Annotated in this window: 13 protein-coding genes; 6 read left to right on the top strand and 7 right to left on the bottom strand. The window is 66.9% G+C overall.

The genetic code is table 11. From position 1 onward, the window contains the following. The 5 genes from ACTJKJ_RS15840 (at position 1) to ACTJKJ_RS15860 (ending at position 6,905) form a co-directional block, all read left to right on the top strand. A complete protein-coding gene (locus tag ACTJKJ_RS15840; RefSeq protein WP_440821012.1) occupies positions 1 to 1,422 on the top strand; it encodes a TolC family outer membrane protein in 1,422 nt (473 codons plus the stop codon). A gap of 18 nt (positions 1,423 to 1,440) precedes the next feature. After that, positions 1,441 to 2,754, top strand: a complete 1,314-nt coding sequence (locus ACTJKJ_RS15845; protein WP_297383893.1) for an ABC transporter permease — start codon at positions 1,441 to 1,443, stop codon at positions 2,752 to 2,754. A 32-nt stretch (positions 2,755 to 2,786) separates the two neighbouring features. After that, entirely contained in the window at positions 2,787 to 4,019 is a 1,233-nt protein-coding gene (locus ACTJKJ_RS15850; protein WP_440821013.1) for an ABC transporter permease, read from the top strand. 31 nt (positions 4,020 to 4,050) lie between these two features. After that, positions 4,051 to 5,391, top strand: a complete 1,341-nt coding sequence (locus ACTJKJ_RS15855; RefSeq protein ID WP_440821014.1) for a sigma-54-dependent transcriptional regulator — start codon at positions 4,051 to 4,053, stop codon at positions 5,389 to 5,391. A gap of 125 nt (positions 5,392 to 5,516) precedes the next feature. After that, positions 5,517 to 6,905 (top strand): sensor histidine kinase, encoded by a 1,389-nt coding sequence (locus ACTJKJ_RS15860; protein WP_440821015.1) that lies wholly within the window; start codon positions 5,517 to 5,519, stop codon positions 6,903 to 6,905. Between the two features lie 12 nt (positions 6,906 to 6,917). Here ACTJKJ_RS15860 and ACTJKJ_RS15865 read toward each other — a convergent pair whose 3' ends face one another. After that, a complete protein-coding gene (locus ACTJKJ_RS15865; RefSeq protein WP_297383901.1) occupies positions 6,918 to 7,163 on the bottom strand; it encodes a DUF3297 family protein in 246 nt (81 codons plus the stop codon). A 70-nt stretch (positions 7,164 to 7,233) separates the two neighbouring features. Between ACTJKJ_RS15865 and ACTJKJ_RS15870 the strand changes: the two genes are divergently transcribed. After that, complete coding sequence (locus ACTJKJ_RS15870) at positions 7,234 to 7,848, top strand: DinB family protein (RefSeq protein ID WP_297383903.1); 615 nt, start codon at positions 7,234 to 7,236, stop codon at positions 7,846 to 7,848. A gap of 41 nt (positions 7,849 to 7,889) precedes the next feature. Here ACTJKJ_RS15870 and ACTJKJ_RS15875 read toward each other — a convergent pair whose 3' ends face one another. The 6 genes from ACTJKJ_RS15875 to ACTJKJ_RS15900 all read right to left on the bottom strand — a co-directional run. Continuing rightward, positions 7,890 to 8,138 (bottom strand): hypothetical protein, encoded by a 249-nt coding sequence (locus ACTJKJ_RS15875; RefSeq protein WP_440821016.1) that lies wholly within the window; start codon positions 8,136 to 8,138, stop codon positions 7,890 to 7,892. A 298-nt stretch (positions 8,139 to 8,436) separates the two neighbouring features. Beyond that, positions 8,437 to 15,156: a beta strand repeat-containing protein gene (locus tag ACTJKJ_RS15880; protein ID WP_440821017.1), complete on the bottom strand. Its 6,720-nt coding sequence runs from the start codon at positions 15,154 to 15,156 to the stop codon at positions 8,437 to 8,439. A 29-nt stretch (positions 15,157 to 15,185) separates the two neighbouring features. After that, a complete protein-coding gene (locus tag ACTJKJ_RS15885; protein WP_297383907.1) occupies positions 15,186 to 16,004 on the bottom strand; it encodes a hypothetical protein in 819 nt (272 codons plus the stop codon). Positions 16,005 to 16,035: 31 nt separating this feature from the next. Next, on the bottom strand, positions 16,036 to 17,319 hold the full coding sequence (locus ACTJKJ_RS15890) for a glycosyltransferase family 4 protein (RefSeq protein ID WP_440821018.1): 1,284 nt from the start codon (positions 17,317 to 17,319) through the stop codon (positions 16,036 to 16,038). Continuing rightward, positions 17,319 to 18,779: an HlyD family type I secretion periplasmic adaptor subunit gene (locus ACTJKJ_RS15895; protein ID WP_440821019.1), complete on the bottom strand. Its 1,461-nt coding sequence runs from the start codon at positions 18,777 to 18,779 to the stop codon at positions 17,319 to 17,321. Before ACTJKJ_RS15895 ends, ACTJKJ_RS15890 begins: the two co-directional genes overlap by 1 nt. Next, positions 18,776 to 20,896, bottom strand: a 2,121-nt coding sequence (locus ACTJKJ_RS15900) for a type I secretion system permease/ATPase (protein WP_440821020.1), incomplete at its 5' end; no start/stop codon positions are given. The genes ACTJKJ_RS15900 and ACTJKJ_RS15895, both read right to left, overlap by 4 nt.

Consider the following 20,896-nt stretch of genomic DNA (forward strand, 5'->3'; position numbering starts at 1 on the left):
ATGCGTGCACGTTTCCCTTCCCGGCCGGCGGCGGTCGCGGCGGTCGTGGTGGCTGCGCTGTGCGCGGGCTGCTGCCTGCCCGCCGCCGCGGAGGACCTGCTCGAGGTCTACGCCCAGGCGCGCGGCGCCGACCCGGTGCTGTCGGGCGCGCGCGCGGTCCGCGGCGAGCAGCAGGAGCTGGCCGTCCAGGCCCGCGCCCAGCTGCTGCCGCAGTGGTCCGCCCAGTTGAGCGAGTCGCACCAGCGCGACGACGGCCGCCAGCACCAGCTCACCCACAGCCTCAGCCAGGTCCTGGTCGACCTGAGCCGGCTGCGCAGCTGGGATGCCGCGAAGACGCTGGTCAGCGCCGAGGACGCCCGCGTGCGCGCCGCCGAGGCCGACCTCTGCGCCCGCGTCGCCCGCGCCTATTTCGGCGTGCTGACGGCGCAGGCCGCGCTGGCCACCGCGCAGGCGATCGAGGACGTCTACGGCCAGCAGGTGGCGCAGGCGCAATCGCGCTTCGAGGCCAGGCTGTCCGCGTCGCTGGACGTCGAGCAGGCCCGCGCCTATTACGAGCTGGCGCGCGGCACCACCGCGCAGGCGCGCGAGGAACTGCTCGACGCCCGCCAGGCGCTGGCGCAGATCACCGGCCGCATGCCGGGCGAGCTGCAGCCGCTTGCGCCCGAGCTGGCGATGCTGATGCCCGAGCCGGCCGACCCGCAGGCCTGGGTGACGCAGGCGCTGCGCGACAACCCGGCGCTGCAGGCCGCGGCGCTGGCCGTGACCGCGGGCGACCAGCGCGTGGCCGCCGCGCGCGCCGCCCACCTGCCGACGCTCAGCGCCGGCCTCGACGGGCAGCGCCTGTCCGGACCGGCCGTCGCGCCGCAGGACACCGGCCGCTACACGACGACGATCGGGCTGAAGCTCACCATCCCGCTGTTCGCCGGCGGCGCGACCGAGTCGCAGAAGCGCCAGGCGATCTACCAGCGCGAGCAGCTGCGCGACGACCTGGAGGGCGCGCGCCGCGCGATGACCCGCGAGACGCAGGCGCAGTACCAGGCGGTGCTGTCGGCGCTCAGCCAGATGCGCACCGCCGGCGCCGCGGTGCAGGCGGCGGAGAAGGCGCTGGCCTCCACCCGCAGCGGCCTGGACCTGGGCGCGCGCACGATGACCGACCTGCTGCTGGCCATCCAGACGCAGAGCAATGCCCGCAACGCCTGGGAGCAGGCGCGCCACCGCTACGTGCTGTCCAAGCTGCTGCTGCAGCAGGCGGCCGGCGCGCTCGGCGAGCCCGAGCTGGCCGCCGTCAACACGCTGCTCGGTCCGGCGCCGGTCCCGGCCCCGATCCCGGCCACCACGCCTTCCGCCGCGCATGCCGCCGCGCCCGGGACCGTGCTGGCGACCGCGTCCGTGACCACCCCTGCCGCGCTCGCGGCGCGATGAGCTGAGAGAGGACCTCCGATGCTGACCTACTACCTCGAACTGGCCCTGCGCGCCTTCCGCAGCCATCGCGGCCTGACGGTGCTGATGCTGCTGTCGATCGCGATGGGCGTGGCCGCCTGCATGACGACCCTGACGGTGTTCCACGTCCTGTCGGGCGATCCGATCCCGCACAAGAGCGACCGGCTCTTCAACGTCCAGCTCGACGCCGAGACCCGGCGCGACTGGAAGCCCGACGACGAGCCCGAGCTGCAGCTCACCCGCTTCGATGCCGAGCAGCTGCTGCGCGCCAGACGCGGCGTGCATCAGGTCATGATGACCGGCGCCTTCATCGCGATCGACCCGGCCGGCTCGGGCGATGCCGCGCAGCCGCCGTTCTTCACCGGCGGCCGCTGGACCTCGGCCGACTTCTTCACCATGTTCGACGCGCCGTTCCGCTACGGCAACGGCTGGACCGCCGCCGACGACGGCGCCGAGGCGCGCGTCGCGGTGCTCTCGGCCGAGCTCAACGACAAGCTCTTCGGCGGCCAGGACAGCCGCGGCAAGACGGTGCGGCTGCGCGACAAGGACTTCACCGTCGTCGGCGTGCTCCAGCCGTGGCGGCCGGCACCGCACTACTTCGACCTGACGCTGGGCTCCTACGCCAAGCCGGCGGACGTCTACATCCCGCTGTCGACCTCGCTGACGCTGCGCTTCGGCGGCGCCGGCAACATGAATTGCTGGGGCCGCTCGGACGGCATCGATCCGCGCTCGCTCAACGCGCCCTGCGCCTGGCTGCAGTACTGGGTGCAGCTGGACACGCCCCAGCAGGTCGCCGACTACCGGACCTACCTGACGCAGTATTCCGACCAGCAGCGCGAGGCCGGCCGCTTCGAGCGGCCCGCCAATCCGCGTCTGACGGGCGTCATGGCGTGGCTGAGCCAGCGCAAGGTCGTGCCCAGCGACATCCAGCTGCAGGTGTGGCTGGCCTTCGGCTTCCTGGCCGTGTGCCTGACCAACACGGTGGGGCTGCTGCTGGCCAAGTGCCTGCGCCGCAGCGGCGAGATCGGCGTGCGCCGCGCGCTGGGCGCGCCGCGGCGGCAGATCTTCCTGCAGTTCCTGGTCGAGGCCGGCACGCTGGGCCTGGTGGGCGGCGTGCTGGGCCTGGCGCTGACCTGGATCGGGCTGTGGGTGGTGCGGCAGAACCCGTCGGACTACGCCCAGCTCGCGCGGCTGGACTGGCAGATGCTGGCCACGACGCTGGGCGTCTCGCTGGCGGCCAGCGTGCTGGCGGGGCTGCTGCCGGCCTGGCGCGCCTGCCAGATCACGCCCGCCATCCAGCTCAAGACGCAATGACCCGCTGACCCCGAGTCAAGGAGAACGCCGACATGGACATCCTGCCCATCCTCTCGACGCTCAAGCGTCACAAGACCGCCGCCGGACTGATCGTGCTGCAGATCGCGCTGACCTGCGCGATCGTGTGCAACGCGCTCTTCCTGATCTTCCAGCGCATCGAGCGCATCAACGCCGACACCGGCGCCGACGAGCAGGCGCTGGTGACCTTCTCGCTGGCGAGCATGGCGCGCGTCGAGAACCCCGAGCCGCAGACGCAGGCCGACCTGGCCGCGCTGCGGCAGGTGCCGGGCGTGGCCTCGGTGTCGCTGACCAACCAGTACCCCTACGGCCGCAGCTCCAACAACTCCGGCGTGCGGCTGACGCCGGACACGACGCGGTCCAGCCGCATCGTCGCCAGCCACTACACGACCGGTCCCGGCTTCATCGGCACGATGGGGCTGAAGCTGGTCGAGGGCCGCGACTTCGAGCCCAACGAGTTCGTGCCCGGATCGACGCTGGACGCCAATCCCGATCCGCGGGTGCCGGCGGTGATCATCAACAAGACCATGGCCGAGCGGCTGTGGCCCGGCGAATCGGCGCTCGGCAAGGCGGTCTACGTCTACGGCAACGAGCCGCAGCGCGTCGTCGGCGTGGTGCGCGACCTGCCCTCGCCCAACCCGGGCTCGGAGGACGAGAACGCGCTCAACACGATGATGTTCCCGGTGCAGCCGAGCTTCCGCGGCGGCGGCTTCATGATCCGCGTCGCGCCGGGCGCCGACCGCGAGGCGGTGCTCAAGGCGGCCACGGCCAAGCTGCTGGCCAACAGCCCGGGGCTGCGCCGCGTGATCCGGGACCAGGAGACGCTGGTCAAGCTGCGCGCGGACTACTACCGCCAGGACCGCTCGATGATCCAGCTGCTGGCCGGCGTGTGCGTCGGGCTGCTGGTGGTGACGGCCTTCGGCATCGTCGGCCTGGCCAGCTTCTGGGTGCAGCAGCGCACGCGGATGATCGGCACGCGGCGGGCGCTGGGCGCCACGCGCGGCCAGATCCTGCGCTACTTCCAGACCGAGAACCTGCTGCTGTCCAGCGCCGGCATCGTGCTGGGCATGATCGGCGCCTACGGCATCAGCCTGCTGCTGATGAAGAACTACGAGCTGCCGCGCCTGCCCTGGATCTACCTGCCGATCGGCGCGCTGGTGCTGTGGACCCTGGGCCAGATCGCGGTGTTCGCGCCAGCGCGGCGGGCCGCGGCGCTGCCGCCGGTGGCGGCCCTGCGCGGCGGCTGAGCGCCGGCCCCCTTGCTATGCTGCGCCACCCATGAGAACCGTCCTGATCATCGATGACCACGCCGGTGTCGGCGAGGCGCTGTCGCTGCTGCTCTCGCTGCACGACATCGAGGCGCTGTACGCGGCCTCGCCGGCCGAGGGCCTGGCCATGCTGGCGCGCCGGCGCGTGGACCTGGTGATCCAGGACATGAACTTCAGCGCGGACACGACCTCGGGCGAGGAAGGCCGCGCGCTGTTCCAGCAGCTGCGCGAGCGTCATCCGGACCTGCCCATCATCCTGCTGACCGCCTGGACGCAGCTGGAGCAGGCGGTGGCGCTGGTCAAGGCCGGCGCGGCGGACTACCTGGCCAAGCCCTGGGACGATGCCAAGCTGCTGGCGACGGTCGAGAACCTGCTGGAGCTGGCCGAGAACGGCCGCGCGCTGCGCGAGAGCCGGCACGAGCAGCGCCAGCGTCGCGAGGAGCTGCGCCGCCGCTATAGGCTCGACGGCCTGGTCTTCGAATCCCCGGCGCTGCTGCGCTGCCTGGAGCTGGCCTGCCAGGTCGCCCGCTCGGCGGCGCCGGTGCTGGTCACCGGGCCGAACGGCAGCGGCAAGGAGCGCATCGCGGCGATCGTGCATGCCAACTCGGCGGTCGCCGGCGGGCCCTTCGTGGCGATCAACTGCGGCGCGCTGCCGGGCGAGCTGATCGAGGCCGAGCTCTTCGGCGCCGAGAGCGGTGCCTACACCGGCGCGGCGCGTGCGCGCGAAGGCCGCTTCGAGACCGCCGACGGCGGCACGCTGTTCCTCGACGAGATCGGCAACCTGCCGCTGGCCGGCCAGGTCAAGCTGCTGCGGGTGCTGGAAACGGGCCGCTTCGAGCGGCTGGGCTCGAGCCGCACGCGCCAGACCGCGGTGCGGGTGATCTCGGCCACCAACGCCGACCTGCGCGCGATGGTGCGCGCCGGCACCTTCCGCGAGGACCTGTACTACCGGCTCAACGTCATCGAGGTCGCGCTGCCCGGCCTGGCCGAGCGGCCGCAGGACATCCTGCCGCTGGCCGAGCACTTCCTGGCCGGCCGGGCCACGCTCAGCGACGGCGCCCGCGAAGCGCTGATGGCGCATCCCTGGCCCGGCAACGTGCGGGAGCTGAAGAACGCCATCGAGCGCGCGGCGCTGCTGGCGCCGGGCCATGTCATCGGCGAGCAGGACCTGGCGCTGCCGGCCGCCGCGCCGCTGGTCTCGCGCAACCTGGACGAGCCCAGCCGCGAGGCCGTCGTCGCCGCGCTGGACGCGGCGGCCGGCGTCGTCAGCCGGGCGGCCCAGTCGCTGGGGCTGTCGCGCCAGGCGCTGTACCGGCGCATGGAGCGCTACGGGCTGAGCGCCGATGCGTGAGGCTCGTGAGGCTCGCGTGGCTGGTGAGGCTTGCGGGATGCTTCAGGCTCGCGAGCTTCGTGAGAAACGCGGGGGACGCGAGGCGCGCTCCGAGCGCCGCGGCCCGAGGTCGCCCCGGAGCCCGCATGCGCGAGCCTGACCCACCGCGGCGCGCGCGCTGGCACCGCTCGCTGCGCCTGCGCCTGGCGCTGTGCCTGATCGCCGCGGCGGTCGCGGCCCTGTCCATCCACCTGACGCTGACCTGGTGGCCGGTGCCGCGGCTGATGGCGGCGCTCGGACACGAGGCGCTCGCGCCCTGGAGCGCGACCGCGCTGGCGCTGACCGGCGCGCTGATGCTGCCGATCGCCTGGGGCCTGGCCAGCCTGCTGCTGATGCCGCTGACGCGGCTGCTGCGCGCGCTGGAAAGCACGGTGCTGAGCTACCGCGATGGCGAGTTCGGCAGCGCGATCGCGGCCGATCCACCGGGCGGTCTCTCGGAGCTGTCCAGCCTGATGCGGTTGCACAGCGAGCTCGGCCAGGCCCTGCGCGAGCAGCGCCAGCACCTGGCGCAGCGCGAGCTGCTGCTCGACACGGTGGTGCAGAACACGCCGGTCGCGCTGGTGCTGACCGACGCGCGCGAGCGCATCGCCTACGCCAACATCGCCGCGCGCCAGCTGATGGACTGCGGCCGGAGCCTGGCCGGCCGCGACCTGGACGAGGTGCTGGCGCAGGCGCCGGACGACCTGCGGCAGGCCTTCGCCGGCACGCAGGACGGGCTGTTCAGCGTCGTGCTCGACGGCGAGGAGGAGCGCTTCCACCTGTCGCTGCGCGACTTCCGGCTGCAGGGCCAGCCGCATCGGCTGCGGCTGCTGCGGGGGATGACGCGCGAGCTGTCGCGCCAGGAGGTCGCGAGCTGGAAGCGGGTGATCCGGGTGATCAGCCATGAGCTCAACAACTCTCTGGCGCCGATCTCGTCGCTGGCGCACAGCGGCGCGGAGCTGGCACGGCGCGGCATGCACGAGCGGGTGCCTGGCGTCTTCGCCAGCATCGGCGACCGCGCGCAGCACCTGCACCAGTTCCTGGCCGGCTATGCGAGCTTCGCCAAGCTGCCCGCGCCGGTGCTGGCGCCGGTCGAGTGGGCGCCGTTCATCGAATCGCTGGGCGCGCATTACCCGTTCACGCTGGGCGGCGAACTGCCGGCGGCGCCGGGGCGCTTCGACGCCGCGCAGATGGCGCAGGCGCTGATCAACCTGCTGAAGAACGCGCACGAGTCCGGCAGCGCGCCGGAGGGCGTCAGCCTGAGCGTGGGCGCGCCGCGCGAGGACTGGCGCATCGAGGTCGGCGACCGCGGTCCCGGCATGACCGAGACGCAGCTGTCGCAGGCGCTGCTGCCGTTCTACTCGACCAAGCGCAGCGGCAGCGGCCTGGGTCTGGCGCTGGCGCGCGAGATCGCCGAGGCGCACGGCGGCCGGATCGCGATGGGCAACCGCGACGGCGGCGGACTGTGGGTGGCGATCAGCTGGCCGCGGTCATGACCGCGGGCGATCTCACTTGTAGAAGGCTTCGACCTTGCCCTTGAGCTTGATCATCAGCGGCTGGCCCTTGCGGTCCAGCGTGCGCCCGGCGGGCACCTTGATCCAGCCTTCGGAGATGCAGTACTCCTCGACGTCCTTGCGTTCCTTGCCGTTGAAGAGGATGCCGATGTCGTGCTCGAACACGGCGGCGAGGTAATGCTTGCTGCGCGGGTCGATGGACAGGTGGTCGGGCAGTTCGGGGCGGGTGGTGTCGCTCATGGCGGGGTCATGCAGGGGGAAACCGAAAACGCGGCATTGTCCCGCAGACGGACGCCCTAACATCGGCCGCATGCCCACCATCGACAACTCGCGCTCTTGGAGCGCACCGAGCGCGCCGAGCGCCTCAAGCGCATCGGTCGCGCCGACCTCATCGGTCGCGTCCCCTGCTCCCGCATCCGCCGTCGACGCCGTGACCCTGGCGGCGCTGGCGGCCTTCCCGGCCCAACTAGCCGCGCATTTCGCGCTGTTCCCCGCCGAGGCGCGGCACTGGACGCCGCCGTCGTGGGAGGGCGTGCCGAGCGAACCGCTGACGGCGATCGAGCAGCTGTGCCATGTACGGGACATCGAGATCGACGGCTACCAGCAGCGCATCCGTCGCACGCTGGGCGAGGACGATCCGCTGCTGCCCTCGCTGGACACCGACGCGCTGGCGCGGGAGCGCCGCTACGGCGAGGACGATCCGGCCGCCGCGCTGGCGGCTTTCGCCGCGGCGCGCCGGGAGACGCTGGCGATGCTGGCCGAGATCACGCCGGAGCAGCTGCGGCGCCGCGCTCGCTTCGAGGGCTACGGGCCGCTGACCTTCAAGTCGCTGATCCATTACCTGTGCAGCCACGACCAGCAGCACCTCGCAGGGCTGCAGTGGGTGCTGGGGCAGTACGACGCGGCGCAAGGCGCGGCGCGCTGACGCGGTTCAGCGGTGGCCGGTCCGCGGGGACCGGCCGCGGGTCATTCGTCGCAGCGCTGGACCACCGGGGTCGCGTACTCGTGGCCGACGACGGCGCGGGCGAACAGGTAGTTCTCGCGCGCCTGCTCGCTGAGCTGGTCCAGCGTGACCTGGCCGCGCTCATCGCAGGGGAAGCAAAGACCGCGACCTGCGTGGAACAGCGATTCGAAACGCAGCAGGTAGCGGCCTTGGCCTACACCGACGCGGACGGAGGACTGGCGCTGGAGCGCGCCGAACTGGGAGGGACTCATGGACGGACTCCGTGGCCCGCGGGGAGGATCGGGCCGGACGATCCAACCTTAGGCCGCCCAGCCCCGGCCCGCGCGTGCATACGTCGCGAATGGCGCGATTGTTTCGGATGTTCCCCGCGGTCGTGTGTGGTCGTGCGTTCGCGTAAAGGATGGATCGACCGGCACGGCGGTCTGGCGGGGCCCGCCTCCCCTTCGGCTGCCACCGCCGCGACCTGCCGGCGGACTGGCCACCGACGTGGCCAGTCCTGTCTTCGCTTCATCGGGTGCCGACGACCATGGTCGCCGGCTCTTGCGCCCCTCAGAAGCTCATGTGGCGGGTCGGCTCATTGACGGCCATGCTGGGCATTCGCTGCGACGTGTCGGACGTTGAGGCGACCGACGATGTCGTGCCCGACGCGGTGAAGGCCGCCATGGCCGAAACCAGCGACTGGGCCTGCGTGTCGGTGAGCACGGTGCCATCGCCGAAGCGGAACTCCTCGACGTGGTACTTCGAGCCCAGGTACCAGTCCTGCAGCGTCAGCACGTCGCTGGTGCCGTTCACCTTGGCCAGCAGCGCGTTGCCGCTCTTCTGGAAGGTGATATCGCCCTTGGCGATGTTGGCGCCGAAGCTGACGAAGTCCTTCACGCCGGTGGTCGCGTCGTTCTCGACGATCGTGTCGCTGCCGTAGCTGCGACCGAAGACGTAGCCGTCCGCGCCCGCGCCGCCGGTCAGCGTGTCGTTGCCGCCGGCGCCGTCGAGCGTGTCGTTGCCGGCCGCGCCGGACAGCGCGTTGGCGCCGGCGTTGCCGGTCATGAAGTTGTCAGCGCCATTGCCTGTGGCGCCCAGGCTCGACGTCCCGGTCGCCAGCGTCACGTTCTCCAGGTTGGTCGCCAGCGTCAGGGTGACCGAGGTCAGGACGGTGTCCATGCCCTCCGAGGCGTTCTCCGTGATCACGTCCGTGGTCGCGTCGACGACGTAGGTGTCGTCTCCTGTGCCGCCGAGCATCGTGTCGTTGCCCGCGCCGCCATTCAGCGTGTCGTTGCCGGCGCCGCCCGTGAGCGAATCCGCTCCGGCCGCGCCGACCAGCGAGTCGTTGCCCCCGCCGCCGTCGAGCTTGTTGGCGCCGCCGTTGCCAGTGAGCACGTTGTCCAGCCCGTTGCCGGTCCCGGCCAGCCCGCTGGAGCCGCTCAGTGTCAGGTTCTCGACGTTCGCGCCGAGCGCCCAGTTCACGCCGCTCTGCACGAGATCGACGCCTTCGCCCGCGTTCTCGATCACGACGTCTCCAGTCGCATCCACAACGTAGGTGTCGTTCCCCAGCCCACCGCTCATCGTGTCGTTGCCTGAGCCACCCGACAGCACGTTGGCGCCGACGTTGCCGGTCAGCACGTTGGCCAAGGTGTTGCCGGCGGCATTGATGTCGGCTGAGCCGGTCAACGCCAGTTGCTCCACGTTGCTGCCCAGCGTGTAGCTGATGCCCGCCTGCACCTTGTCCGAGCCCTGGTTGGAAGACTCCGTCACCACGTCGCCGGCGTTGTCCACCACGTAGGTGTCGTCGCCAGCAAGACCCTTCATTGTGTCCGCACCGGCGCCACCGTCCAACCGGTTTGCACCAGAGTTTCCATCTAGCTTGTTGTTCAACGCATTGCCGGTCGCGGAGGTCGCCTCTGTACCCGTCAGTACGAGGTTTTCCACATTGACAGGAAGCACGTAGGACACCGAAGTGCGAACGACATCGACGCCTTGATCCGCCTCTTCGACGATCATGTCGTCGGCCCTGTCGACCACGTAGGTGTCATCTCCTTGGCCACCGAGCATCGTGTCGATACCCTCACCGCCGTCCAATGTGTCATTGCCGCCCAAGCCGATGAGCCGGTCGTTGTCGATGTAGCCGTCCACGTTCTCAGCTTCTTCGGTCCCATGAACCGCGATCAGACTACGAAGGTATGCAATGTCCCGCTCCGTGTCGTCGGCAAAACGCACAGTGGCGACAGACGTCGTCCCGTCGGCAGATTTTCCGTCCTCGATCCAAAGGCTGTCATCGCCGAACGTCAGGATAAGGTAGGCCGGCCAGCTCGAACTCACCTGCATGACCGCTTCGGTCAGGCCAGTGCCTAGCACGATGGTATCGGTGCCCTGCGTATCGACGATCTGGTCACGGCCGTCGCCAGCATTGAAGCGGTAGACGTCGTTGCCTTGGCCCCCGACAAGGGTGTCGTTGCCCAGTCCTCCAGAGATGTCATCGCTGCCTGCTCCGCCGCTGAGCAGGTCGTAGCCGTCGTCCCCGTTGACACTATCGTCGCCCGCGCCGGCCGCAATGCGATCATCGCCACTTGCGCCTGATAGCGTATCGGCGGCCACAGTGCCGATGAGCGCGTCTCCGTTCTCTGTCACGACGTCGAGCTTGCCATTGACATAGAGCGTCTGGAATTGCTCAGAGTTGAGCTGGAAGCCGTCGGCAAAGCTCACCGAGCTGATGCGTGCCCCGAACGGAGACAAGCTCGAATCGACGAACGCATTGCTGAACGTCATCGAATCGTCCGCGTTTCCCGCCTTCAGAAGAAGGTCGTCACCGCGTCGTGCGAGCGCGACCTCGGAGGCGTCGATCCCGCTGCCGTACTCAATTGAGATCCCGCCTTCAGTTGTCGCGCCTAGCCAATCGGCGCCATCCCCGCGATCGAAGTGCACACGCGCTGATCCTCGCAGGTCAAATGCGAAAGAAATCGTATCGTTGCCGGTTCCGCCGATGATCAGATCAGAACCGCCGTGTGTCGTGATTCGGTCGTCTCCAGCGCCACCATTCAATGTGTCATAGCCGGACACGATATAGCGCTTCCACAACGGATCGATGATCCAGCCGTCATCCATGACGTCATTGCCGGCTCCGCCGATCATCAGGTTACTCGCGGAGTTGCCGGCGAAGTTGTCATCCAGATCCGACCCTAGCAGGCCGATGGCGCCGACCTTCTCGTCAAGCACCAGGCGCTCCACTGACGAGGCCAGGTCCAGTTGGAACATGGTCGCCGAGCCGGCGGAGACAATCACGGCGGTGTCGAAACCCTCGCCCGCCTTCTCAACGATGATGTCGGACGCATCGACCCGATAGAAATCGTCGCCCAAGCCGCCGATCAGCGTGTTGGCCGCCGCGTTCGTGCTGCCGTCGAGTACGTTGTTCAGTTCGTTGCCGTTCCCCCGCGTCGCGGCTGATCCGGTCATTGTCAGATTCTCAACGCCGGCCGTTAGTGCGTACGAGATCGACGCTTCGACGGAGTCGATGCTAAGCGGCCCCACTCCATCCTCGCCTCGAACCACGTCACCGACGTTGTCCACGACAAAGGTCGTGTTGGCGGCGGTCCCGCCAATCATCGTGTCCGCACCAGCCCCGCCATCAAGGCGTACGGCCCCAAGTACTCTACTGCCATCGATGACATTGTTCAGTGAGTTACCTGTGTACGTGTGGCTGATGCTCTTGCGGCTGTCGGTGTAGTAGTAATCCTGCTCGTTCAGGGAGACCAAGTCTTCCACGTTGTCGGCGAGTGTCTCGTGGTAGGCGGTGGTTACAACGGTGTCATGTCCTTCGCCCGCGAGTTCGATGATCGTGTCGTTTCCCTCACCCAAGTCATTGGGATAGTTGATGTGCGGATTTCCTTCGCCATTGACCGAGGTCGTGTAGTACACATCGTCGCCCAGCCCACCGATCAAGGTGTCGCGGCCGCCACGCATCTCCTTCGACAAACCACCGATACCGGGCTGCTGCCACCCTTGCCAGGCGCGGCTGTCCTCGAACGCCCGGCCGTTGAAGACGTTCGACGCCGCATTGCCGGTGATCACGTTGTCGCCCGCATTGCCTACCAGCCGTGCCCTGTAGATCCCGGGCTGTACCGAAAGATCGTTTGCGTCGTCTGCTAGCACCGCAGAGCCTTCCGTCACGACCAGCGTTCTTCCGTCCGCCGTCGTTGAGCGTGTAGAGCCCATTTCCGCAGTCATCTGAAGCACGGCCTCGCCCGACCAGACCGTGCCGTCGCCGAATTGGATACCGCCGAACTCGTTCTTTCCACCAGTCAGTGCCACGAAGAAGTCCAACACGAACAGCTCGGCATCGGAGCCGGCGATGCGAATCACCAGGTTCCCGTTCACACGTCTCAGAGACACATCGGAAGAACTGATCCCGGAGCCGATCAGGACAGTGTCCTTTCCGCGACCAGTTCCCATCGACTGATCCAAATAGTCTCGTCCGGACATTCGGTCAAAAAGAATGACGTTGTCGCCCGCTCCGCTGCGCAACAGGTCCTCGTCGGCACCGCCCGCGAGCGTGTCGTTGCCATCGCCGCCGGTGAGGAGGTCTCGTCCTGCACCACCCAGCAGACGGTCGTGGCCAACGCCGCCGTCCAATGTGTCGTGCCCAGCCTCCCCGTTGAGGTCGTCGTTATCGTCGCCGCCCTTCAACACATCGTCGCCGTTTCCGCCCAGCAACGTGTCGTCGCCGAGATCGCCCAGCAGTAGGTCGATGCCATCGCCACCATTCAGGGCATCGCTGGCATTCAAGCCGAGCAGGGTATCGTCCCCACCGCTACCGATCAGGGTGGCCGGTTCATTCGCGAAAGCGATCAGGATGTCGTTGCCGTCGCCGCCAGCCTGAACAGGCACGGGCATGGCCGCAAGGATCTGGGCTTGATTCCAGACCGTGCCGTCAGCGAAGGCGAATTCCTCGATCCGGAACTCCAGACCGCCGCCCCATGACGAAACCGTCAGGGTGTCAGTCGTTCCGGCGATCCGAATCACGATATCGAAACCGCGACGCTCGAGCGAGATCTGCGAGGCGAGAATGCCAGGCCCGAACTGGATCCGATCCCGCACGCCGCTTTCGTCGAGCACAGTGTCTTGGCCGCTGCCAAGTCCAAACAGGTAGGTGTCGCTCCCCGTACCACCCATGAGCGAGTCGTTGCCAGCACCACCATCCAGCACATCATTCCCACCGTTGCCGACGATATGGTCACTGGTGGTGTTGCCGCGAAGCCAGTCGTCCGAGATCCCGCCGGTACCTTCCAGCTTCAGGTTCTCAGCCAACCAGTGCCCGAACTCGTCGTTTGAAGCGGCAGCGAAAGTGCGCAGCTGCTGCATGATGTCTTCGCCGTTGGCGCCAAGTCTGCTGAGCACCGCGGCGAGGTCCTTCAGAGCTGACAGATCCTCTTGATACAGGTCGCGCGCCACGCCGATCGCGGCCGTCACGTTCACGGAATACTGATTGGTCGCCGCATCGAAGTCATAGGCAATGGCATCGAAGAAGGTCTCCAAATGCGTTTGCCTCATCAGGCGGGCATACATCTCCTCGGAGAATTGATCAAAAACAAAGTTCAGATAGGTGCTAGCGAGGACCGCCGGCAAGTTCGACTCGTAGATCGTTCCCGCGTCCTGAGTGAACTGGTCTCCAAGGAACGCCTCCAACACGGGCAACTTCTGATAAATGGTGGGTGATCCGCCGAGGGCCTCTCGAATATCGATCCCGCCCCAACGGTACAAAATTGCTCGCAACAGAGCGCGACGCGTTTGAGGGTCTCCCGACGCGACGAATTCCTCAAGCCAACGCTTCATCAGGCCCGAGTCATCTTTCATCATGGCTTGGTGCAGCGTTGGCATATTGCCAAAGCCCCAGAGGTCTGGCAGAGCGGCGACCTCAGGCGTTTCCGGCACTTCGGGCGCTGGCTCACCACGGATCGGATCTACTCGGAACCATACGTCCGCAGAGCCGCCGGTGCTACCGTCGGTGCGCTCGAACGTTCCAATCTGTCGAATGCGGTTGCCATGCTCATCCTCGATGTCGGATGAGAGGTATTGGGTTGAGATGCTGCGGACACCGCCTTCAGTCAACGTCTTCAATTCGCCCGCATCGAGTACGCCGTTACCGTCGTCGAGCCATAAACGCAGCGCAGCGTATTGGTCATCAGCCTCGTCGATGCGGCCGTCCTTGTTCCGGTCAAGGTCCGCCAGCGCCTCATAGCCGTTAGCCGCGAGCACGCCGTTGGATAGCAGCGTCTGGTTCCCGAACAACTCCCGGCCAGTGTCGATCTTGCCATCTGCATTACGGTCCAGGACCAATAGCGCATCGTTCCCGCGAACCCACCCAGTGCGTTCTCGCGTGCCGTTGCCGTCGTGATCGAAGTAGGCGTCTCCGTTCACGTCGATCGCAGCGATGCCATTTCCGTCGAGGTCCAAGACGATGGGCGACATGATTTTCTTGGCCGACGCAAAGCGATCGAGCAACTGGCGGATAACGCTCTCGTCGTCGAATGCGCCACGGTAATAGGACTGAATCGCCCGTTGCACTTCTGCCCAGGACTTCTCGCCATACTTTCCGTCCATCCAATACTCATAAGTGCGCTCCACCGTCCTAGCGACGATCTGCGCGTTGAGTACGAGAGGAATGTTGCTGAGTCCGGCATTTATCGCAAGGCCGAACGCGTCCATCTTGTTGTCGTCGAACACGATGCCAGGCGCCGTAAGGATCCGTCCCAAGGCTGCAGCTCCAGCGAAGGACATGGCATCGACAAAGGTGGCGCGTTGGAATGGATCGCGCTGAATGATCTCGCCAATGGTGAGCGGCTCGGACTCCGACATCTTCTTGTCGAAGTAGAAGAAGGCCCCGCCCCAGCCGCCTATAGGCAACCCGTACTCCTTGGTCGCCATCGAGATGTCCTTCTGCCACATCTTTTCCACCTCAATCGGCAATCCTCGGACAAGGTCCCCGATCACGGCGGCCCCGATCGAGTCCGATATCTTCTGCATGTCGATGTCCTTCTTCGCATGCTCCGCACCGATCATCGTGTGCGCGCGAATGAAGACATTCGCCGGACTCATTGGGTCGTTTGAATTGATTTCGGCAGCCTGTTTGAACCAGTACAACGTATCGGAAGTGAGCGAGATCGCCCCGCCAGCATTGAGCGAAACGATATATTCGTATGCCTTGTAGAAGTCCTTGGTGCCATTGGAGGTCAAGGCGTTAATTTGGTTGATCTGATTTTGATCAAGTACTAGCGATGCCATACTTGCTCTCTCCCTGATTGATTCGCTTGTTATCCGATTTGCCAGGAACGAATGATCTTCCTGGTTCGATCTTCAATGGATCGCCAGTGCTCGAACAATTTAAGCGAGTAGCGATATGCAACCTCTTCCCCAGTGTCCGCATCGAACATGGAGACATTGCATAGGGGGTTAGGAACCTTGGTTGCCTTTCCCGGATCTTGGCTGCTCATACGGAACAGGCGTCCGTCCTCGCGTCGTCCTACCCATTCGACTAGATCATCACGCGGCGTGCCATCTGGAAGCACCCATCGATAGCCGTCCAAGCCGTGCAAGCGTAGCCCGGGCTGTGACTCGATTACCTTGGACGCATGAAGCCTTTCCACCGATTGCTCCGTAGTTGTCATGATCGATTCAGGCGAATGAAGCTGGTAAATCACATATTCGATCTTGCGGGGATCAAACTCATTCATCCAGTTTTCTTGATCGTATCCATTAAAGTCGGGCCAAAAGAAGCTCCATTGGCCCAATGATTCCCTATTCGACGGGAAATCGAATCCATCGCGCCCCGAAGCTGCATACTTTGCGAATCGCTTCTTCGCATTGAAGGCTGCGTAATTTACGGGCCATTCGAAAAGACGTCCGCCGTGCCGTTCTCGCACGATGGCGGTTGAGTAATACTTCGCCACTTCCTGGGCGGTCTCGATGAACGGCGCCCGATACTCCGGAAGAATGTGCTGCTCGGCATATCGACGCGCTCTCTCGACGATGGCTGAATCATCCACAGGTGTCTCCTTGCCTTTGCACCCCGGGAACAGGATCCCCGAGACGGCTGCGCCCATCAGGCCGCGAGAAAAGAATCTACGTTTCATATCAACTCCCGATCTTCAGTTTTGTCCTGCTTCAGGCGCGCTTCCTGTCCAAAGCATTTCGATCCAAGCAGCTTGCCTCGAACAGCCGGATGCCGCGCGCTGCGTCAAAGGTAGTCACGCGACGCCTCGCGGCGTTGCTCATGTGCTGTCGCTCTGCTGCGGGAAGCGCCAGCACCTCGCCTAGGCACTCCGCCAACGATTCTTGTTCGAACATGCGGACCAACCTCCCGTTGGTGCCGTCGGTGATCAGCTCCCTCACCGGCGCCGTATCCGACCCGACGACGACACACCCCGTCGCCATCGCCTCCAACATCGACCAGCTCAGCACAAACGGATAGGTCAGATACAGATGGGCCGCTGACAGCTGCAGCACCCGCTTGTAGTCCGCATACGGCACCTTGCCGAGGAAGTGCGTGCGAGCGGGATCGAGCTTCTCCCCGACCTCCTCCAACATCGCCTGACGCCAGGTCTTGCCCCCGCCCGGGGCCCGCCCATAGCTGACGTCATCTCCCCCGACGATCACCGCGTGGCAGGTCTTGTGCTGCTTCTGGATCTCAGGCAGTGCCCGCATGAATCGATGGAAGCCTCGATACGGCTCCAGGTTCCGTGCCACGTACGTGATCACTGGATCGCCTGCCTTGAGCACCGCGCCGTTCGGCATCGTCATCCGCGCCTGCGAATCCGGCCCCAATCCGTCGAGATCGATCCCCTCGTGCCCCACCACGATCTTGTCGAGATACGCCTTCGGATGCTGCGCCTTCTGCCAGTGCGTCGGACTGATCGCGGCGTCGCAGTTCTCGAGGTTTAAGAGGTGCAGCGCGTTCCACGCCCGGATGCGCGCCCGGTCGTCGAAGCTCACCGGGAACTCCGGATCGAAACCGATGTCCGCACCCTTCCAGTCCGGATCGAGCCCGTTGCCGCCGGCCGGCGCGTTGTAGAACCACTCGCAGAAGTGCACGAGCCGCGCGTCCGGGAACACGTCCTTCGCGTTGAGCGTCTCGCCCCAGCCCGGATGCGCCAGGATCACGTCCGGCGTGAAGCCCCGCGCCTTGAGCTTGAGCATCACGCGCGCCACCGCCTGCCCATGCAGCACGGCCTCCTCCATGCGCCGCAGGTAGTGGTGCTGCTCCTTGCCCACCTCGCGATGCGGCTTGTAGCGAATCAGCGTGAGCCGTCCGCTGCGCTCAAGCTCCGGCATCCCCGGCGCCGTCTCCCGGCCGATGCCCACGACCTGCCAGCCCGGCCGCTGCGACCACGCCTTGGCCACATGCCGGAACTGCCCCGGGAAGTTCTGATGAACGATCAAGAGTCGCATCACCGCTCCCTCAGGCTTTCCTGCACGTGCTCCTGCACCGGGTTGAACAGGTACTCGATGACGCGCCGTCGTCCGGTCTTCACCTCCGCCGTCACGTTCATTCCCGGCGTCAGCCGCACCGGCTTGCCATCGACATCGATGGCCCCTTTCCCCAGCACCAGCGTCACTGGGAAGATCGCCCCGCGCTTCTCGTCGTTCACCGCATCCGCGGTCACGCTTTTCACCGTGGCCGGCACCGTGCCGTAGCGCGTATACGGGAAGGTCTCGAGCTTGATCTCCGCCTCCTGGCCCGCGCGCACGAAGCCGATGTCCTTGTTCTCGAGCACGACCTCCGCAGTCACCTCAGCCTCATCAGGCACCAGCACCAGCAGCACCTGCGCCTCGGTCACAACGCCACCTGCCGTGTGCACCGCCAGCTGCTGCACCGTACCGTCAACGGGGGCCGTTAGCTTCGTCAGCTGATTGCGCTTGTTGGCCTTGGCACCTTCCTCGGCCAGCTGCTTGAGCTTCAGATCTGCTTGCGCCTCTCGATCCCTCAGCGTTCTCAGCGTCTCCGCCCGGTACGACGCCGCCGAGCCGCGCGACTCCGCCAGCGCCGCCTGCGCCTCACGCTGGCGCGCCAGCGCCATCGCCAGGTCCTTCTCCTGCTCCACCCGCTCGCGCGTGCGGTCCTGCCCGGCGTGCCCCGCCACGAAGCCCTGATCGCTCAGCGCCTTGTAGTCGCGCTCGCGCTGCTGCGCCATCGGCACCGTGCTCTGCAGTTTCTCGACAAGCTGCTTCGCCGTGGCGATCTCCGCCTCGCGCCGCTCCAGCTCCGCCTGCAGCTTCGCCAGCTTGGCCGAGATGTCCGCCCACTCGCTCTGCAGCTGGAAGCGCGCGCTGTCCGCGTCCTCGCGCGGCATCGTCTTCACTGCCTCGGTGGTCAGCAGCGGCATCCCGCCGCCCGTCAGCGACTGCAGCAGCGCCCGCGCCCGCAGCACTTCCGACAACGCCGCCACGCGCTCCTTCTCGACGCGGTGGCTGTCCGCCTCCGTCATCGTCGAGTCCAGCGCGATCAGCAACTGCCCCGCCTTCACCTTGTCCCCATCCTTGACGAAGACCTCCCGCACCACGCTGGTCTCCAGCGGCTGAATGGTCTTGCTGCGGTCGCTGACGATGATCCGCCCCTGCGCCACCGCGACGATGTCGATCTGCCCGAGCATCGCCCAGGTCAGCGCGATCAGGAACAGGGCGCAGATCGCGATCGCCGCTCTCCTGGGCGCCGGATGCGGCGGTGTCTCCTGCAGCTCCAGCGCTGCCGGCAGGAAGGCGCGCTCATCGGCCATGCGCCGGGGTCCGGCGAGCTCCTCGCGCCGCTCCCATGCGGCCTTGAACACCGCCGCATATCGCGCGAGCAGCTCGCGCGCCGGATGACGCGGCGCCTCGGGCGCCGTCGTCGCATCGATCGGTGCCGCGCTCATTCCGAGCCTCCTTCGCCCTGCATGCGCCACAGATGCGCATAAAGCCCCTGAGGCTTGGCGATCAGTTCCTCATGGCTGCCCATCTCCGCGATGCGGCCCTTCTCCATCGCGATGATCCGGTGGGCATGCCGCACCGCGCTCAGGCGGTGAGCAATGATGAACACCGTCCGCCCCTGGCAGATCGCGCGCATGTTCTTCTGGATGATGGCCTCGCTCTCGTAGTCCAGCGCACTGGTGGCCTCGTCGAAGATCAGGATGCGCGGCTGCCCGAACAGCGCCCGTGCGATCGCGATGCGCTGGCGCTGCCCACCCGACAGCCCCGTGCCCTGCTCCCCGACCACCGTGTCGTAGCCCTCGGGCAGCTCGGCGATGAAGTCGTGCGCCCCGGCCAGCTTGGCCGCGTGGATCACCGCCTCGATCGGCGCTGCCGGATCAGCGATGGCAATGTTCTCCCGCACCGATCGGTTGAACAGCATGTTCTCCTGCAACACGACGCCGACCTGGCGGCGCAGCTGCGTCGCGTCGGCCATGGCGATGTCCTGGCCGTCGACCAGCACCCGGCCCGACTCCGGCACGTACAGCCGCTGCAGCAGCTTGGTCAGCGTGCTCTTGCCCGAGCCGCTGCGGCCCACGATGCCGATCACCTCGCCCGCGCTCACCGCCAGGTCCACGCCGTGCAGCACCGGCTGCGCGTCGGGGCGGTAGCGGAAGGTGACGTTCTCCAGCGTCACGTCGCCGCGCACGCGCGGCATCGCGCCGGCGCTTTGCGGCCGCAACTCGGTGCGGGTGTTCAGCACGTCGCCCAAGCGCGCCATCGAGATGCCGGTCTGCTGGAAGTCCGTCCACATCTGCGCGATGCGCATGATCGGCTGCGCGACGCGGCCGGCGAACATGTTGAACGCGATGAACTGGCCCACGCTCAAGTGGCCTTCGATGACGAGCTGCGCGCCCCACCACAGCGTGGCCGCGTTGACCAGCTTGCCGATGAGGTTGATGCCCTCGTTGCCGTACTGGGCCAGCGTCTGGGTGCGGAACGACGCCGACACGTAGGCGGCGAGCTGCTCATCCCACTTGCGCGCCATCTGCGGCTCCAGCGCGCTGGCCTTGACGGTCTGGATGCCGGTGACCGTCTCCACCAGCAGGCTCTGGTTCTCGGCGCCGCGAGCGAACTTCTCGTTGAGCCGGCCTCGCAGCACCGGCACGATCGACAGGCTCAGGATCAGGTACAGCGGCAGCGAGACCAGCACGATCAGCGTCAGCGTCGCGCTGTAGCTGAACATCACCGCGATGAAGATCACCGAGAACAGCACGTCCAGCACCAGCGTGAGCGCGTTGCCGGTTAGGAACTGTCGGATGTTCTCGAGCTCGCGCACCCGCGCCACCGAGTCGCCGACACGCCGCGCCTGGAAGTAGGCCAGCGGCAGGCTCAGCAGGTGGCGGAACAGCCGCGAGCCCAGCTCCACGTCGATGCGGCTCGTGGTGTGGCTGAAGACGTAGGAGCGCAGGATGTTGAGCGCGCTCTCGAACAGCATGATCACCACCAGCCCGATGACCAGCACGTCCAGCGTGGTCAGGCCCCGGTGCACCAGCACCTTGTCCATCACCACCTGGAAGAACAGCGGGCTGACCAGCGCGAACAGCTGCAGGAACAGCGAGATCGTCAGCACCTCGCCCAAGAGCCGGCGATGCTTGACGATGCTGGGGATGAACCAGGAGAAGTCGAACTTGGCGAGTTCGCCGGCGAGGCTCGCGCGACTGGTGATCAGGATCAGTTCGCCGGTCCACTCGGCGGCGAAGGTCTCGATGGGTTCGATCGTGGGACGCGCCGACGCTTCGTCGCCGCTGGGGTCCATGAACAGCACCCGCTTGCCGTCGCATTGCGCCAGCACCACGGTCCGGCCGTCCCGCAATGTCGCCAGCGCCGGCAGCGCGGCCAGCGTCAGGCGGTCGATCGTGGTGCGCGATGGCTTGGCCTTGAGCCCCAGCCGCTTGGCGGCGAGCAGCAGGTCCCGCATCGAGGGGGTGTCCGTTGCGCCCAACCCCAGGCTGTGACGCAGCGACGGCACGTCGGCGGCGACGTGGTGCAGGCGGGCCACGATCGCCAGCGCCGCCAAAGC

The sequence above is a fragment of the Roseateles sp. 22389 genome (assembly GCF_052044995.1).
Taxonomy (GTDB): domain Bacteria; phylum Pseudomonadota; class Gammaproteobacteria; order Burkholderiales; family Burkholderiaceae_C; genus Roseateles.

What these genes read in the sequence shown, in the direction of transcription:
- ACTJKJ_RS15840 (WP_440821012.1), top strand. Translation starts at nt 1, where the DNA reads ATGCGTGCACGTTTCCCTTCCCGGCCGGCGGCGGTCGCGGCGGTCGTG.
- ACTJKJ_RS15845 (WP_297383893.1), top strand. Translation starts at nt 1,441, where the DNA reads ATGCTGACCTACTACCTCGAACTGGCCCTGCGCGCCTTCCGCAGCCAT.
- ACTJKJ_RS15850 (WP_440821013.1), top strand. Translation starts at nt 2,787, where the DNA reads ATGGACATCCTGCCCATCCTCTCGACGCTCAAGCGTCACAAGACCGCC.
- ACTJKJ_RS15855 (WP_440821014.1), top strand. Translation starts at nt 4,051, where the DNA reads ATGAGAACCGTCCTGATCATCGATGACCACGCCGGTGTCGGCGAGGCG.
- ACTJKJ_RS15860 (WP_440821015.1), top strand. Translation starts at nt 5,517, where the DNA reads ATGCGCGAGCCTGACCCACCGCGGCGCGCGCGCTGGCACCGCTCGCTG.
- ACTJKJ_RS15865 (WP_297383901.1), bottom strand. Translation starts at nt 7,163, where the DNA reads ATGAGCGACACCACCCGCCCCGAACTGCCCGACCACCTGTCCATCGAC.
- ACTJKJ_RS15870 (WP_297383903.1), top strand. Translation starts at nt 7,234, where the DNA reads ATGCCCACCATCGACAACTCGCGCTCTTGGAGCGCACCGAGCGCGCCG.
- ACTJKJ_RS15875 (WP_440821016.1), bottom strand. Translation starts at nt 8,138, where the DNA reads ATGAGTCCCTCCCAGTTCGGCGCGCTCCAGCGCCAGTCCTCCGTCCGC.
- ACTJKJ_RS15880 (WP_440821017.1), bottom strand. Translation starts at nt 15,156, where the DNA reads ATGGCATCGCTAGTACTTGATCAAAATCAGATCAACCAAATTAACGCC.
- ACTJKJ_RS15885 (WP_297383907.1), bottom strand. Translation starts at nt 16,004, where the DNA reads ATGAAACGTAGATTCTTTTCTCGCGGCCTGATGGGCGCAGCCGTCTCG.
- ACTJKJ_RS15890 (WP_440821018.1), bottom strand. Translation starts at nt 17,319, where the DNA reads ATGCGACTCTTGATCGTTCATCAGAACTTCCCGGGGCAGTTCCGGCAT.
- ACTJKJ_RS15895 (WP_440821019.1), bottom strand. Translation starts at nt 18,779, where the DNA reads ATGAGCGCGGCACCGATCGATGCGACGACGGCGCCCGAGGCGCCGCGT.